Source organism: Porphyromonas sp. COT-108 OH1349 (assembly GCF_000768755.1).
GTDB classification, from domain to species: Bacteria; Bacteroidota; Bacteroidia; order Bacteroidales; family Porphyromonadaceae; genus Porphyromonas_A; species Porphyromonas_A canoris.
Window position 1 is genome coordinate 143,384 of the sequence record NZ_JRAH01000019.1, and the last position, 14,831, is coordinate 158,214.

Consider the following 14,831-nt stretch of genomic DNA (forward strand, 5'->3'; position numbering starts at 1 on the left):
ATAATTACATAAACAAGCACACTAATATCAAAATAAAGGCAGAAAAATCATCAAAAACAGATTCATCATTTCAAATAAATGCACACAAAAGACAATATAGAGCATATTTTGAATAAAAAATAGGGAGAGGCGTTTTTTATACACCTCTCCCTATCATTATATTCTCTTCAGATGGATCTATTACTTCTTCTTGAGAACAATATTATCCACTCTAAAACCATTTTTATTTTCGGCTCCTTTTGAATTGAATTTAATGGAGATCTTTCCTTCTGTCAGTGTCGGAGCGACTATCTCGACACTCTTCTGCTGATACTCGTTCTGCTTAGGATTGGTGAGAGATACCTTTTGAGTTTTACCTCCTACTATCACTTCCAAAACACTTTCTGTATCCCCCGACTTATTTGTAGCGAGATCGAATGTCAATACAAGCGTATTTGCATCTGGCGGAACAGGAATATTGCCGACTTGAAAGAAGGTATCACGCTCCTTAGGAAGCCAGATATGCCCATCCAAATGAGAGGTAGCACGAATATTTGCACCGGAGATCTCATAAAGATACCCCTTATCTCTGTTTTCTGTATCTATATACTTCAATAGGTCATCCAACGTTTCAGCTTTATCCTTTGAGCCTTTAGGCATATTGCCGAACCCTTCTTTGAAAAGAGCTCCTTCAGGAGACGGACCCGGATTGACACCTTTTTGAGTGAGAGTAAACTGCAATGTCTCTTCTCCTGCCTGTACACGGATGATTGCTTTACGCTCTTGACTGTCGGTATTGGGAGATGGAGAAACCACAAACTGTCCGTTTCCGATACCGGAAAGAGGAGATACAGACACCCAGCTTTCCGATGTTGAAGCATTCCAGGCAACACCCTCTCCTGCGGTTACATTCACAGTTATCGGAGAGGTCGAAGCAGCTTCTATCGTAGCTTCGGAAGGAGTTATTGCAAACTCTTTCTTTTCCGGACGCAGCTCGTGAGTACCGCCATCTACATCGCTCCATGGTTCTATTACAGTACCCAATTCGTTTACCTCAATATTTCCTTCCGGTGTGATATTCAGTGTAAAGGTGTATCTCTTACCTCTCTCAAAGTTCATCTTGTTAAAATTGCAGTGATACTTTTTACCTCCGGTATCAGAAAGATACAGCATCATATCCACATCATTTTGAGGGATTAGGATTGAAGAGAACGAGTAGCCGTCTTCAGAAAGTTTTGCCCATACCACCTCTGCTTCTTCATAATCGGAGAATGCTCCATCTTGGAGGTTGAACTGTCCCTTTCTATGGAAGCCGGAGATACCGACAGAAAGAATCTTTACAATTTTCTCTTTAGCCTTCGGAGTGAATACAAACTGTACAAAACTCATTTGATGACGGAAAGAGAGTTTGAACTGAGATGTAGGAGTCATACTGTTTACTCCTTTCAGATTGTTGGCATAAATCAAATCCAAAGCCTTTTGGTCAGACTGATTAGATACATTCAACTTGATCTTTTTCTGCTCCACATCAGCTCGATAAGGATGATAAGCCACGAAATCGACATTCGTTCCATCCTCTGGCAGAAGAATCTTATCGCCTTCCGTCTTCGGGATGAAGAGAGCCTCTGCTCCACCTTCGGCAGTAATATATGCCGCATTTTCTTTTGCTTCTCCGGCAGCAGGCAGCATATAAACGCCTATTTGATCTTTCGCTTCAAAAGCCGTCTCTGTTGCACGAGAAGTAGAACCGATGATGGACGATTTGAAAGCCACAGGTTCTTTTCCAAATCCATTCGTCGGCATATCCGGCTTGCTGTTACAAGCAGCAAGGGCAAATACGCCCAGAGCTCCTAATAGTAGTTGTTTAAGTTTCATTTTTAATTCATTTTATGGGATTAAAACTCAATAAATACTCTGTATATATCACCAAAGATGATCTTCTATTTTATTCTTCACTTCATCTTTCAAGAATGGGAAAAAGGTAAATCCGGTCTTTCTTTCCACCTCCTTTACCGTACACTTGTATTTCATATAATTATCACCTGAAATCTCGGAAGTATTTTTCATGATGAATCCTATCGTATGAAATTCTCCATGTTTGTCCATTTTAGCCAGCACCTTATAGTAGTAGTGTGGAGCAGGACAATCGCGTCCGTCATTATCCTGAGCCATATGTACCGGTTCGCCATCCTCCATGCCGGCTCCGGTAACCACATATAGCGTATCTTTTCCCACTCCATTGGTAACCAGTCCGGCTTGCCATGTTCTGATCTGTCCCTCTAATCTCTGCCAGATCTGTTGGTTCAGATAGCTAGCTTGAGGTGTCATATTGGTTGCATAGAAGGTAGCATCGTTCAGCTTTCGACCTGCTGTCCTGTCTCCGCTTGGGAGTTGATGCCCTCTATCATACCTTATTCCATCCTTGCTCTGATACCCTCTCTTATCAAGACGAGCCTGATACTCTTTCGGGACATCGGGGTCAAAGTCAAAGTTATTCAGTCTCTTGAAGTTGCCCAAATAGAATCCGTGGAGAGGATAAGCCACCCAATAGGCAAACTTAAGCTTGGTGTCGAGCAGGAATGTGTAGTTTCTTGCACCATTCAGTTCGGTTGAGAAGTGAGTATGGACGAGCGTATTGGGCAAAGAACGCTTTTGGGGCAGCTCCCGATAACCGACCTTGTCGTCCGGGATAAGTCCTCCCGGCTTAAGATTGATACCATAACTGTACTCATATCCCATCTGAAAAGCATGACTATCCACACGGATATTCCATATATACTCTTTTCCGGAAGGCAGCCTAAACAGCACTCGCATTGCGTTACTCTTTTCCGAAGGCAGTATGAACGCTTCGGCTCTCACCTCCGATCCTGTTCCGTCTATCTTGGCCGTAACAGTCTCTCCGGCTGCCGGCTCTATACTCCATGTGCGAGAGAGGAGGTCGAAACGCCCTTTTGTAGGAAATCCCTGCAGAGTTACCTGCAATCCTTCAAGAGAAGAGCCATCGGTAGAGCGCACATTAAAACGCACTTTGGACAACGCATGGCGGAAGACCAGATCCGCTGCACTGCTTTTACTGGTGATACCATTCAGATTATCGGCATATAGAAGATTGATCTGCTCCGGAGCAGACTGATCCGAAACGGAAAGCGAAACACTCTTCTCATCGAGGGGAGTTCTATGCGGATAGTAGGCAAGTATGTCTATCTTCTGCCCTTCCATCAGATGTATCTCGTCCGAACTCGAAGCCGGGCGGAAAATGGCACGGCTGCCGCCTGTCTCATTTATAAACAGATTATTATCTGCTATCAGCTCTCCTTTGTTCCATACAGCTTCCGGACGGCTCATTCTCGTAAAGACTCCGATTTTATCTCCGGATGCCCACTCTCCATCAAGGGCACGTAAACTCTCGTCTGCAAAGTTTGCAGAAAAAGTAAGTCCGATCTGCTCTTTCTTTTGAGGCACTTTAATACCGCTCTCCTGCTTACAAGAAACCGTTCCGAAAGCGACCAAAAAGAGAAGTAGCATGGCTCCACTCAGGGAAGCCCTATGTTCTTCTTTTGTGTACATCATACCTAAAGTATCTTTTTGCCACCATCGCCCTTTTCTTCTATCACAAGCTCTCCATACTTTATATGCTCAAAGATCCACCGACAGGTCGGTGCTTTATCACGAAGGGCGACTATTGTGTAAAACTTTCTGTCTGTTTTCTAATCCTTATTTTCTATTCCGTTTCGTTTCTTCACGCCTTATCTCTTTTCGAGAGACAATAGTAACACTTTTTTCCGTTCTGTTTATGCTTGTATGCGACGTACCATATTCCGTACCCAACTCCTTGGAGCAAATCTTCCCGAAAAGACCAACAGCCGGTTCCATACGCCATGAATGGCAACCACCTGCCCTCTCATCATTGCTTCGTAACCAAATCGCGCCACATCTTGAGGCTCGCTCACCTTTAGATTCCTAAACAGTCCCGAAGCCAAGAGATCGGCTCTCGCCTCAAAGCCCGTCCGTATAGGTCCGGGGCATAGAGCCGTCACGGAAACACCCGTTCCCTCCAGCTCTGTTGCAAGAGCTTCGGAAAAAGAGAGGACAAACGCCTTTGTCGCATAATAAATACTCATGTACGGACCGGGCTGAAAAGCCGCAATGCTGGCAACATTCAGTATCCGCCCCTTCTTGAGCCATACCATCTCCTGTCCGAAAAGATGACAAAGCTCCACCACGGCAGAGATGTTCAGAGCGATCATCTCCTGTTGTTTTTTCAGATCGGAGGTACAAAACGGAGCAAAATCGCCAAACCCCGCATTGTTTACAAGGATCTCTATCTCGAAGCCTTGCTCTCTAACCAGATCGTAAAGCCTGCGAGGAGACTCGACAAGAGCAAGATCCATGGCAACGATATCGGCAGAGACCCCGAAGGACTGCTCTATGTAGAGCTTCAAAGAAAGCAATCTCTCCTCGTTTCTTGCTACCAAAACGAGGTGATGACCATTGCTCGCCATCAGCATCGCAATCTCCATACCAAGACCTCCGGATGCTCCCGTTATCAATGTTCTTCTCTTATCCGACATAAAACAACAGTTTGTATATACGAATGTAAAGAAAAACGATGATACCTTTCCCGAATTTCCTATTTTTAACCTATGTTTCCATTCCGCACCACAGCTCTGTTTTTATATATTTAGTACCAAAAAAAGCTCTCTTTTTTCCCTCTCTCTATTTTGATCGGAGGGGTCGTTTTCAGAGCACGACCAAACTGTTAAATCGGAGCTGTTTTATTAACACAATTTCCGATACCTATTCATCCAAAACGATAAAGCAGTATATTTTGTCGGCTTAACGTATTAAACGAAACCGGTAAACGTATTTACCGATTTCATTTAATACGTTTACCGGTTTCAATTAAAGTATTTAGCCAAAAACATCAAAACTCTCAATATCAACCAATTAAGCATTTTCACCTTAAAATGTACCTAAAAAGGCAGATTTCTTTATTAGGAAATATTCACAGGCGCAGGCATTGAAATTTACACCTATTAACGCGAAAAGCGCCCATGAAACGGACTGAGAAAAAATTTTTTCCAAATTCGCGATTTTCCATATACATTTGAATATAAAAGAGTTAATACACCTCTTCATTTTTTCATGCCCTCCAACCGGGAGAAAAAGCGGAGCAAAAAAGAGGAACTCCGGCTCTCCGTTTTTATATAAAAGTTCTCCTTAAAAGAGCCTAAAAGAGTACCTGAAGAGGGAACATCTCTTCCCTCTTTTACGGAAAATATAACTATCTTCGTGAAGCCTTTACAACAAGGTTTTGTGTCAGGCATCAGACACCTAACAGACAACAAAAGAAGAAAGATATGAGTCACGTACATTTTATATCCTCCAAGCGTAAAAGCATTCGCAAGTTTGCTCCCGTCCCTGTCCCTCAAGAGGCTGTACAGGAGATATTAGAGGTAGGGCTTCGTGCGCCATCCTCGATGAGTACCAACGCCACACGTTTTATTGTAGTAGAAGATAAGAGCACGCTGGAAGCGTTGTCCAAGAGTAAGAAGATGGGCAGTAAGTTTTTGGCAGAAGCTCCGTTGGCTATCGTTGTGGCTGTGGATCTCAATAAGTCGCGCCGTCCGGAAGCAGAAGCCGCCATCGCTGCCACTATGATGCAGCTCGCCGTTACCGATCTGGAGCTTGGCTCATGCTGGATACACGTGGCAGACTCCACCTCTCCCGAAGGAGAAGAGAGCGAAGCCATCGTGAAGAGAGTACTGAACACCCCTCCGAGCATAGGAGTCCTCTGCATCCTTGCACTCGGTGTCCCTGCCAATGATGAAGATCTCGCATTCCGTGATATAGAGATAGACTGGGGACGTGTATCCATAGACACGTTCAAGGATATAGAAGACTGATTTCACTACACCATGTACACCTTCTGTCTTGTCGGCTCCGGCAATGTTGCGACCCATATAGGGACAGCTCTCTCAAAGGCAAATCTCCGATGTTTGGGCGTGATGAGTGCCACGGCAAAGCACGCAGAAGCATTGGCTCGGAAGCTCGACACCAAAGGAGTAACAAGAGTGGAGGAGCTTCCCCGAACGGCAGACATCTACCTTCTATCCGTTACGGACACCGCTTTAACCTCTCTTGCCGGGCAGCTTTGCCGGCATATCTCTCCCGATGCTGTGCTTCTGCACACGGCAGGAAGCATTCCCATGCAGACACTTTCTCCCCATCCCCATATCGGTGTGCTCTATCCGTTGCAGACGTTTTCACGCTCCAGAGCGTTGGATATGTCCGATGTTCCTCTGTTCGTAGAGGCTTCCGACGAAAAAGCAAAGGAGACTATACAGACACTTACCTCTGCTCTTCAGAGCAAGCAGATCAGGGAAACCGGCTCCGGCGAACGGCTCATCCTGCACCTCGCTGCGGTTTTCGCCTGCAACTTTTCCAATAACATGCTGCACTCCGCAGCCCTTCTGCTCAAGAGGTATGGACTGGAAGAGACCCTTCTGAACCCTCTCATACAAGAGACCATGGCTAAAGCGATGGAGATGGGAGCGGATAAGAGCCAGACCGGACCGGCGGTAAGAGGAGACCATAACGTGCTTTCGCGCCACCTTTCACTGCTGGAAGAGGAGGGCTTGCCTTCGCTTACCGAAGTGTATCGGAGCGTTAGCCATAACATCCAACAGTTGTCGCACCACACAAAAGATTCAGATGAGTAGAATTTTAGAAGACCTAAGACCATTCAAAGCAGTCATATTCGATGTCGATGGAGTACTTTCCAAGACCACCATCGATATGGATGAGAGTGGCATTCCAAAGCGTACCGTGAATGTTCGAGATGGCTATGCCATCAAGCAAGCCACAGATCAAGGGCTCATTTTAGGTATCATCACAGGAGGCTATTCTCCCTCCCTGCCGTTGCGATACAATGCACTCGGCATGACGCACGTCTATATGAAAGCCTCCAACAAGACAGAGCAGTGGGAAGACTTCTTACAAAAGACCGGGCTACAGCCTCATGAGGTGATCTATGTAGGCGATGATATTCCGGACATACCGGTAATGTCGCGTAGCGGACTCGCCGTTGCACCTGCCGATGCTGCTCCTGAAGTGAAAGCAATAGCGCACTACATCTCTCCGGTGGAAGGAGGCATGGGAGTTGCCAGAGACGTATTGGAACAGTTGATGAAAGCCAAAGGGCTATGGCTAACCGGGGATGCCTTTGGATGGTAAATATAGAATAACAAAATATGCCACGTACTAAGATAATACTTGGAAGCAGCTCCCCAAGAAGAAAAGACCTTCTTCGGAAAATGGGGTATAAGATAGAAGTTCGCACCGCACCCTGTCAAGAGGACTTTTCTCCCGAGATGGACCCAAGAAAAGTCCCTGAATTTTTGGCAGAGAAAAAGGCTCGTGCCATAGGTCCGTTGGTTTCAAAAGACGAGCTGCTCATTACGGCAGACACGATAGTCCTCCTCGATGGAGAGATCATAGGCAAACCGAAAGATAAAGAAGACGCTGTACGCATCCTCTCACTCCTGTCCGGGAAAATGCACGAAGTGATTACCGGCGTGGTGCTATCCTATAAAGGGAGGGTCTGTAAGACAAGTGCCGTAACAAAAGTATATTTTCGCCCCCTCTCCCAAGAGACCATCCGCTACTATGTGGACGCCTACTCCCCTCTGGACAAAGCCGGTGCATACGGCATACAAGAGTGGATAGGGCTCATAGCGGTAGAGAAAGTGGAAGGATCTTTCTACAATGTGATGGGGCTGCCAACCTCTCTACTCCGTCATGAGATAGAGAAATGCCTTTCCGGGGCATCCAAATAAAAAGCAGGCAAAACCTCTAAAAGGCTATTATTCAACATTATTTTGTACCTTTGGGAGGATGTTTTGCCACGAGGCTCAAACATAGAATCGTATATTCCATAACACATAAAACTTATAAGAACATGAAGATTAAACAGCTCACAAGCTTAGTGTTGGCAGCTCTTATGGGAGTAGCCATGTTTGCTTGTACGCCTTCGGAGAAATCGACGTCCGAAAAAGACAACATCATTAAAGTCGAAGTCCCGGAAAGACCGGCAGGTCAGGAGCACGTATTGGAGCTTGCCACCGAACCGCTTCCTACCGTAAGAGTCGGATTTATAGGACTTGGTATGAGAGGCCCCGGTGCCGTATATCGCATGATGAACATACCGGGAGTGGAGATCGTGGCACTATGCGACGTAGAGCAGGATCGTGTAGAGAAGGTCAATGCAAAGCTTGTGGAAGCAGGCTTGCCCAAGGCTCAAGAATTTTATGGAGACACTGCGGTATGGCGTAAGCTCTCTGCAATGGAAAATCTGGATCTTATCTACATCGCCACAGACTGGTCTTCACACGCGAAGATGGGTGTTCAGGCGATGAACGATGGCAAGCACGTGGCTATCGAAGTACCTGCTGCGATGACCATGGAAGAGATTTGGGATCTTATCAACACTTCCGAACGCACAAGGAAACACTGTATGCAGCTTGAAAACTGCGTATATGACTTCTTCGAGCTTACTACTCTGAACATGGTTCAACAAGGTCTGCTTGGTGAGGTGATACATGGCGAAGGCGCGTATATCCACTCTCTGAACGACTTCTGGAGCGCATACTGGAACGACTGGAGACTGGACTACAACCGCAAGCACAGAGGCGATGTATATCCTACACACGGTCTCGGCCCGGTTTGTCAGGCGATGAATATTCACCGTGGAGATAAACTCAACTATCTTGTCAGCATGGACACAAAGCCTTTGCAGATTCCGGCTCTTATCAAAGAGAGAACAGGAGAAGAGGTAAAAGACTTCCGCAACGGCGACCATACGATGACAATGATCCGCACTGAAAAGGGTAAGACCATCATGATTCAGCATGACGTTGCTTCTCCAAGACCATATAACCGTCTGTATCAAATCTCCGGGACAAAAGGATTTGCCAATAAATATCCCACTCCGGGCTTTGCTCTTAGCGGAAAGGATCTGGATAAGGAGACTACCCTGAACCACGAAGATCTCGACACACACAACTTTGTTCCGGACGAAGTACGCAAGCAGTTGATGGAAAAATACCGCCACCCGATCGTGGATGTAGAACTTGAAGAGACTGCAAAGCGTGTCGGAGGACACGGTGGTATGGACTTCATCATGGACTATCGCTTGATCTACTGTCTGCAAAAGGGTCTTCCTTTGGATATGGACGTGTACGACCTTGCAGAGTGGTGCTGTCTGATTCCGCTTACAGAGATTTCTCTCGACAACGGTTCTGCTCCAGTAGAGATTCCGGACTTTACTCGCGGTCACTGGAATAAGCTATCCAAGCTGGAGTTTAAGAAGTAAACCTCTAAAATATCTGCGGATTCGACACTCCGTATTCGCAAACAGAAGAGAGGGCTATCCGATATTTTCATCGGGTAGCCCTCTCTTTTTATGGTTGTATCCGCTGCGCAATTATTTTCTTATCCCGTTCAAAACTTTCTCTTATAGTAATAAAAAAAGAGTCTGAACAGATTCAAACAAGAAAATCAAGGTTGGAACAGCAAGATTCAAGACCTGAATTGCAGAAAGTGAGCCTTGATTTTTACCATTCAAGCCTTGAAGTGAGGATTTGATAAGGTTCAAAGAGACTTTTTTACCTGTTCAGAAGAAGTTTTATATGCTCTCAGACCCTTTTTTTACCATGGAATAAGAGAAAAAGAGAAGAGCAAACCGGCAAGAAAGCTACTATCCAAGAGGGGAAACAAAGCTCTTTTGTCCGAAGGCTGTTTACCCTGCAAGGCTTTTCTCTTCCCGCCTTGCTCCTATAGAAATTGTTTGTATTTTTGTAACATATTTGGGACACCCCATATATTCTACATATACCTATTAAAATCTGAATATGAGTAAAGAACGAGATTTTCTGATCTTCTCAGGAACAAACTCCCGATACTTGGCAGAAAAAATATGTCAAAGCCTCGGTTGTGAACTTGGAAAGATGCAAGTAGACCGATTCGCAGACGGAGAATTCAGTGTCTATTATGAAGAGTCCATTCGTGGAAAAGATGTCTATTTGGTACAGAGTACGGTACCGACATCGGATAATCTTATGGAGCTTTTGCTGATGATAGATGCGGCAAAGCGTGCAAGTGCCCACTATATCGTGGCTGTCATCCCTTACTTCGGTTGGGCGCGTCAAGACCGTAAGGATAAACCTCGTGTCTCCATCGGTGCCAAGCTGATAGCCGATATGCTTTGTGCTGCCGGAATATGTCGCTTGATCACCATGGACCTTCATGCCGATCAGATTCAGGGATTCTTTAATGTTCCTGTGGATCACCTTTACGCATCGAATGTCTTCTCCAACTACATTCAGGAGACATTGAGCATGGACAATCTCGTTATCGCAACTCCGGATGTGGGTGGTACCAAGCGTGCCAACTCTTATGCCCGCTATCTGGGAGTCCCAATGGTTATCTGCCACAAGAGCAGGCTTAAAGCCAATGAGGTTGCAGAGATGCGCATCATAGGGGAAGTAGAAGGAAAAGATGTTCTGCTTATCGATGACATCGTAGACACAGCAGGAACAATCACCAAGGCAGCCAACCTCATGCTGGAAAATGGAGCGAAGAGCGTCCGTGCGATAGCCAGCCACGCCGTGATGAGCGACCCGGCAACTGAACGTGTTGCAGCATCTGCACTGTCGGAAATGATCTTCACAGACTCCATTCCATACCGTAAAGAGTGCCATAATGTACGCATCCTCAGCGTTGCGGATATGTTTGCGGAAGCCATCAAGCGGGTATCCTGCCACGAGTCCATAAGTTCATTGTACAACATCTAAGTCTGTCCGATGTTCCTTAAAGGAGTAGAGAAAAATAGAACAAAAGAGAAGAGCGAAAGGGCAAGCCTCTTTCGCTCTTCTCTTTTACGGTGGTACTCGGAAAACGGTAGAGATCTGCCTTGGAGACAGACCCAAGATCCTTACAAGATATGGATATCCGAAATCATCCTTCAACAGACACAGGTAAAGCAGGGATGGGGCTACTATCTCCGTTTTGTAGAGCGTTATCCGACAGTCCGATCGCTTGCGGAAGCTCCCGAAGAAGAGGTCTTACATCTGTGGGAAGGGTTGGGCTATTACTCTCGTGCGCACAACATGATGGAGGCAGCAAGGCAGATCTGCAACGAGAAAGGGGGCATCTTTCCCTCCACATACCGAGAGCTGCTCACGCTTAAAGGTGTGGGGGCATACACCGCAGCGGCCATTGCATCCATTGCATTCGGTGAAGCTGTCGCCGTAGTGGATGGAAATGTTTATCGGGTGCTTTCCCGCTTCAACGGCATAGATACTCCGATAGACACCACAGCAGGGAAGAAGCTCTTTGCAGATATGGCTCAGGAGTACATGGATGAGGATGAGCCGGCTCTCTACAACCAGGCAATCATGGACTTCGGTGCATTGCAGTGTCGCCCCAAAGGGACTGTCTGCGAAGAGTGCCCTTTAGAGCGTGAGTGTCTGGCTCGCAAAGCAGATCTGGTGGATCTTCTGCCCAGAAAGGAGAAGCGTGTGGCGGTAAAGGAGGAGAGCATCCGGTACCTTCTCTGCTTCTCTCAAGATGGGGAGCTGATAGTGCGGCAGCGAGACAAGAAGAGCATCTGGAAGGCGTTGCATGAGTTCCCAACACTTTCTCCGGAGGATATAGACTCTCCGGGATATGAGCTGTTATGGGAGACGACACACCAGCTGACACACCGTAGACTGAACATACAGATATATACTTCGGAGCAGAAAAAGGAAGAACTGCCAATGCTTCCGTTCTTTTCCATTCCCCTTGAGTCGCACAACAGAATAGCTTTTCCAAAACCGCTGAGAGAGTTTCTGGACAGACACTTTCCACTACACCTCTCTTCGGAATAGGATAGATTTCCCCTATATAAGATTCAGCATCTAATGCATAAAATAGTATCTTTGTGGAGTATGAGAGTTTTATTCGAGAACTAACAGTCTCAAAACAACAGAACAACCTATGAAAAAAGCATATTTTATACTCCTTTCCGCTCTTGTGGCACTGATGTTTCAAGGATGTGATTGGCTATTCAGACGCGGACAATTCGAGGAAGGAAAGATACATATCCCCCATTACGTATTGGGCTATCTGGATAATGCAAAAAATCTGGAAGCGACCTACTACTCCTATGAGAACTCCATCAACATCCGATGGGCACATAGCGTGCTGGTTTTGGGCTGGGATTCCAAAGGTGAAGATCTCGCCGGATACAAGGCGTTATGCAATAAAAACAAGGATACAAAGTACGATGCTCTTACCTATACTATCAAAGGAGATGCTTTCCGATCCTTTGGTCGCAGCTACAGATACTACTATAACTCAAATGCCATTACCGGGATAAACGTAACAAGTGATGCGGCATGGGACGATGCTCATCCGGCAGGAGCTTCTCTGAATGATATTATAATCTTCTACTCCAATGCTCTTGATCCGTTCATCCAATCGGGGTATAAGGAAGAGTTCACCTGGGATGAGAAGAAACAAAAATTCGAGCCGATCAAAAAAGATGACTCTGATAGAGAGGAGCTTGTAGGCAGGATAGAGTGTTTATTGTCCAAGTTCGACTTCTCCTCTTGCCGTCTTCTTGGCTTGGGCGAGATGACGCTATGCCGTCTGAAGATCGCCCAAAAACCGACAAAAGAGCTGAAACACATCATCAAGATAGAGATTCTGTTTGAAGACGGAACGAAGACATTCAAACAGCTCAGTATCAATTTCCCGACAGAGAAACGCTCCTGAAATTCGACCATTACGGCTTCCGGCTCTTTGCTCCTCTCTTTCTATTGCGCTTGTAAGAGTGTCTGTAAACGATGTAACCTGAGATAAGAATAAAGGTAAAAAGGAGTCCGAACAGAAAGATAAAGAGATCCGAGAAAGGCCCGATCACCGGATTGTATGCACGCCCAACGTGTATCTCCAAAGCAGTATGCCATAGTGAGAGTCTTCCTTTTTTAAGGATCTCCGGCATCTCTGCAAAGGCTGATCCGTCCGATGTTTGCGCTCCGGTATTATAGCTGAACACAATCTCTTTGCCGGCAGAAAAGTCTCTACTGTATCCGCTGACCTGATTATTAAATACAGGTCTGCCTGCAGGCTTTCTCTTTTTCGGTACCACCTCTCCGGTCTGACGGTCCGTGATAACACCATTGACCCTGTCCCAGGAAAAAAGTCCACTGAAAGATCCCACCGTCCAGCCGTTTGGAGCAGGCTCCATACAGTTTATACCCATCACACTGACAGGAGGAGTGTAAGCGACAGGGCGAGGAACAGCATCCAAAGAAGCAAGAGAGAAAAATCCGGAAGAGGTGTACAACAGCCAGTCGGAAGTGTTGGCATCGTAACGCAAATTGCGCAGTTTGTCCCTCCAAGGGTTAGGATCGTCCAGCACAGAGCCGGGCAGAGGTTTCACGTCAGAGCGGATAATGGCAATCAGAAGCGGAGGACGCAAAAAAGTACCCGTAATGCCCAGAACAAGGAAGAGCACCAAGAAGAGTGCGCCAACCTTATTGTGCCACTTGATAGAGAGCTTGAGAGCATTCATTGCAGGTTTTATCGCCAGCTGTTTCTTGCGTCTGTAACGAACGAGTTTCGGGATGAAGGTGAATGCTATCCCGGTCAAGCACATCACTATAAGCAGTACCCCAAGAAAATCAACCAATAGCTGTCCCGGCAGACCGAATAGCTCGCCACTGTGTAGCAGCCAAAATGTACGGAACAGAGAGGTTTTCGCAACGTATCCTTCCGGCTCTTTGATTTCGTGAGAGTGAAAAGAGAGGTAAGGACAAGCAGCATGATACACCTTGGAACGGGTCAGCACAACCAGCGTATCACCTTTGACCGTGAGGTCGGATATACGTTCATCTATCCCTGCACGTGCTGTGAGATTTTCCCATCGGTTATCTGCGCCAAGTCTGTACAGATCGAATGTGGTGATTGCATACCGCTGCGCATCCGGTGTGGATACTACTCTGTTCACGATTCTATTATCTGCGCCCGTGAGAAGACCGGCATTAAACGCCGCAAAGGAGCGATGCAATGTGTCGGACAACAACATCCCGGCAGTGCCGTAGAGCAGTACGGAGTCTCCACCAAGCCTGATAGTCCCTTTCACTGCTCCGTTGTTCCAGTTGGTGTAACCATAACTCGCCGGCAGTGCCGATCTTGGAATATCTATGCGTGAAACCGCTCTCCGGTGATTGAGAACAATGCCGGAAAGAGCAGACAGAATAATAAAGAAGCAAACAAACAGCCCTATCCATTTGTGGTACTTCTTAAAAGCCCTGTTCATATCAGTAGAAATCTGTTTTTAGATGAGTATCTGTTTTCGTGCAAAAGTAGCAAATAAATCTCTCGAAAAGCTGTAACATAAATCACGATAAACAATAAAGAAGTCTCCTATATTTGCATAAACAAACACTCAAACCAATTAGAATTATGGAAAAAAGAGCAACATTTCCCTCTGCAACCGTATTTGGTCTTTCTAACGAAATCGAATACTCCGAAGGAGGAATCATAAGCAAGCAGATACTCAAAAACGATGTAGGCAACGTTACACTCTTCTCATTCGACAAAGGACAAGGACTAAGCGAACACACTGCACCCTTTGACGCTTTGGTACAGATCATAGAAGGAGAAGCAGAGATACGTATAGGCGGAAAACCTCATAGCGTGAAAGCCGGTGAGATCATCATCATGCCTGCCAACGTTCCGCACGCTCTGCAAGCGGTGGAAAGCTTTAAGATGGTTTTGACAATGATTAAAGGAAAGTAAAC

General features: G+C 46.1%; 13 protein-coding genes. 9 read left to right on the forward strand and 4 right to left on the reverse strand.

Annotated elements, in window-relative coordinates; translation table 11 throughout:
• Positions 1-180: 180 nt before the first annotated feature.
• The 3 genes from JT26_RS04705 to JT26_RS04715 all read right to left on the reverse strand — a co-directional run bounded on the left by JT26_RS04705 (position 181) and on the right by JT26_RS04715 (position 4,550).
• On the reverse strand, positions 181-1,854 hold the full coding sequence (locus JT26_RS04705; protein WP_036846862.1) for a fimbrillin family protein: 1,674 nt from the start codon (positions 1,852-1,854) through the stop codon (positions 181-183).
• 48 nt (positions 1,855-1,902) lie between these two features.
• The gene (locus JT26_RS10160; RefSeq protein WP_081966388.1) at positions 1,903-3,549 is read right to left on the reverse strand and encodes a DNA/RNA non-specific endonuclease; all 1,647 of its coding nucleotides are present in this window, start codon (positions 3,547-3,549) and stop codon (positions 1,903-1,905) included.
• A 221-nt stretch (positions 3,550-3,770) separates the two neighbouring features.
• A complete protein-coding gene (locus JT26_RS04715) occupies positions 3,771-4,550 on the reverse strand; it encodes an SDR family oxidoreductase (protein ID WP_036846865.1) in 780 nt (259 codons plus the stop codon).
• A 789-nt stretch (positions 4,551-5,339) separates the two neighbouring features.
• Between JT26_RS04715 and JT26_RS04725 the strand changes: the two genes are divergently transcribed.
• From JT26_RS04725 to JT26_RS04760, 8 genes are all read left to right on the forward strand, one after another.
• On the forward strand, positions 5,340-5,885 hold the full coding sequence (locus tag JT26_RS04725; protein WP_036846867.1) for a nitroreductase family protein: 546 nt from the start codon (positions 5,340-5,342) through the stop codon (positions 5,883-5,885).
• 12 nt (positions 5,886-5,897) lie between these two features.
• Positions 5,898-6,701 carry a Rossmann-like and DUF2520 domain-containing protein gene (locus tag JT26_RS04730; protein WP_036846871.1) on the forward strand — a complete coding sequence of 268 codons (804 nt, stop codon included), beginning with the start codon at positions 5,898-5,900 and terminating at the stop codon, positions 6,699-6,701.
• On the forward strand, positions 6,694-7,215 hold the full coding sequence (locus JT26_RS04735) for an HAD family hydrolase (RefSeq protein ID WP_036789483.1): 522 nt from the start codon (positions 6,694-6,696) through the stop codon (positions 7,213-7,215). The genes JT26_RS04730 and JT26_RS04735 overlap by 8 nt, the downstream gene beginning before the upstream one ends.
• Before the next feature lie 17 nt (positions 7,216-7,232).
• Entirely contained in the window at positions 7,233-7,817 is a 585-nt protein-coding gene (locus JT26_RS04740; RefSeq protein ID WP_036789482.1) for a Maf family nucleotide pyrophosphatase, read from the forward strand.
• 122 nt (positions 7,818-7,939) lie between these two features.
• Complete coding sequence (locus JT26_RS04745) at positions 7,940-9,352, forward strand: Gfo/Idh/MocA family protein (RefSeq protein ID WP_036789481.1); 1,413 nt, start codon at positions 7,940-7,942, stop codon at positions 9,350-9,352.
• Between the two features lie 538 nt (positions 9,353-9,890).
• Positions 9,891-10,832 (forward strand): ribose-phosphate pyrophosphokinase, encoded by a 942-nt coding sequence (locus JT26_RS04750; RefSeq protein WP_036789478.1) that lies wholly within the window; start codon positions 9,891-9,893, stop codon positions 10,830-10,832.
• Between the two features lie 9 nt (positions 10,833-10,841).
• Complete coding sequence (gene mutY / locus JT26_RS04755) at positions 10,842-11,909, forward strand: A/G-specific adenine glycosylase (RefSeq protein WP_036846875.1); 1,068 nt, start codon at positions 10,842-10,844, stop codon at positions 11,907-11,909.
• A gap of 109 nt (positions 11,910-12,018) precedes the next feature.
• Positions 12,019-12,798, forward strand: coding sequence for a hypothetical protein (locus JT26_RS04760; RefSeq protein ID WP_036846877.1), 780 nt, complete (start codon positions 12,019-12,021; stop codon positions 12,796-12,798).
• A 10-nt stretch (positions 12,799-12,808) separates the two neighbouring features.
• On the opposite strand, the gene JT26_RS04765 is transcribed toward JT26_RS04760, so the two are convergent.
• Positions 12,809-14,347 carry a PepSY-associated TM helix domain-containing protein gene (locus tag JT26_RS04765; protein ID WP_036846880.1) on the reverse strand — a complete coding sequence of 513 codons (1,539 nt, stop codon included), beginning with the start codon at positions 14,345-14,347 and terminating at the stop codon, positions 12,809-12,811.
• Positions 14,348-14,493: 146 nt separating this feature from the next.
• Between JT26_RS04765 and JT26_RS04770 the strand changes: the two genes are divergently transcribed.
• Entirely contained in the window at positions 14,494-14,829 is a 336-nt protein-coding gene (locus JT26_RS04770; protein WP_036846882.1) for a cupin domain-containing protein, read from the forward strand.
• Positions 14,830-14,831: the final 2 nt, after the last annotated feature.

What these genes read in the sequence shown, in the direction of transcription:
- JT26_RS04705 (WP_036846862.1), bottom strand. Translation starts at nt 1,854, where the DNA reads ATGAAACTTAAACAACTACTATTAGGAGCTCTGGGCGTATTTGCCCTT.
- JT26_RS10160 (WP_081966388.1), bottom strand. Translation starts at nt 3,549, where the DNA reads ATGATGTACACAAAAGAAGAACATAGGGCTTCCCTGAGTGGAGCCATG.
- JT26_RS04715 (WP_036846865.1), bottom strand. Translation starts at nt 4,550, where the DNA reads ATGTCGGATAAGAGAAGAACATTGATAACGGGAGCATCCGGAGGTCTT.
- JT26_RS04725 (WP_036846867.1), top strand. Translation starts at nt 5,340, where the DNA reads ATGAGTCACGTACATTTTATATCCTCCAAGCGTAAAAGCATTCGCAAG.
- JT26_RS04730 (WP_036846871.1), top strand. Translation starts at nt 5,898, where the DNA reads ATGTACACCTTCTGTCTTGTCGGCTCCGGCAATGTTGCGACCCATATA.
- JT26_RS04735 (WP_036789483.1), top strand. Translation starts at nt 6,694, where the DNA reads ATGAGTAGAATTTTAGAAGACCTAAGACCATTCAAAGCAGTCATATTC.
- JT26_RS04740 (WP_036789482.1), top strand. Translation starts at nt 7,233, where the DNA reads ATGCCACGTACTAAGATAATACTTGGAAGCAGCTCCCCAAGAAGAAAA.
- JT26_RS04745 (WP_036789481.1), top strand. Translation starts at nt 7,940, where the DNA reads ATGAAGATTAAACAGCTCACAAGCTTAGTGTTGGCAGCTCTTATGGGA.
- JT26_RS04750 (WP_036789478.1), top strand. Translation starts at nt 9,891, where the DNA reads ATGAGTAAAGAACGAGATTTTCTGATCTTCTCAGGAACAAACTCCCGA.
- mutY (WP_036846875.1), top strand. Translation starts at nt 10,842, where the DNA reads ATGTTCCTTAAAGGAGTAGAGAAAAATAGAACAAAAGAGAAGAGCGAA.
- JT26_RS04760 (WP_036846877.1), top strand. Translation starts at nt 12,019, where the DNA reads ATGAAAAAAGCATATTTTATACTCCTTTCCGCTCTTGTGGCACTGATG.
- JT26_RS04765 (WP_036846880.1), bottom strand. Translation starts at nt 14,347, where the DNA reads ATGAACAGGGCTTTTAAGAAGTACCACAAATGGATAGGGCTGTTTGTT.
- JT26_RS04770 (WP_036846882.1), top strand. Translation starts at nt 14,494, where the DNA reads ATGGAAAAAAGAGCAACATTTCCCTCTGCAACCGTATTTGGTCTTTCT.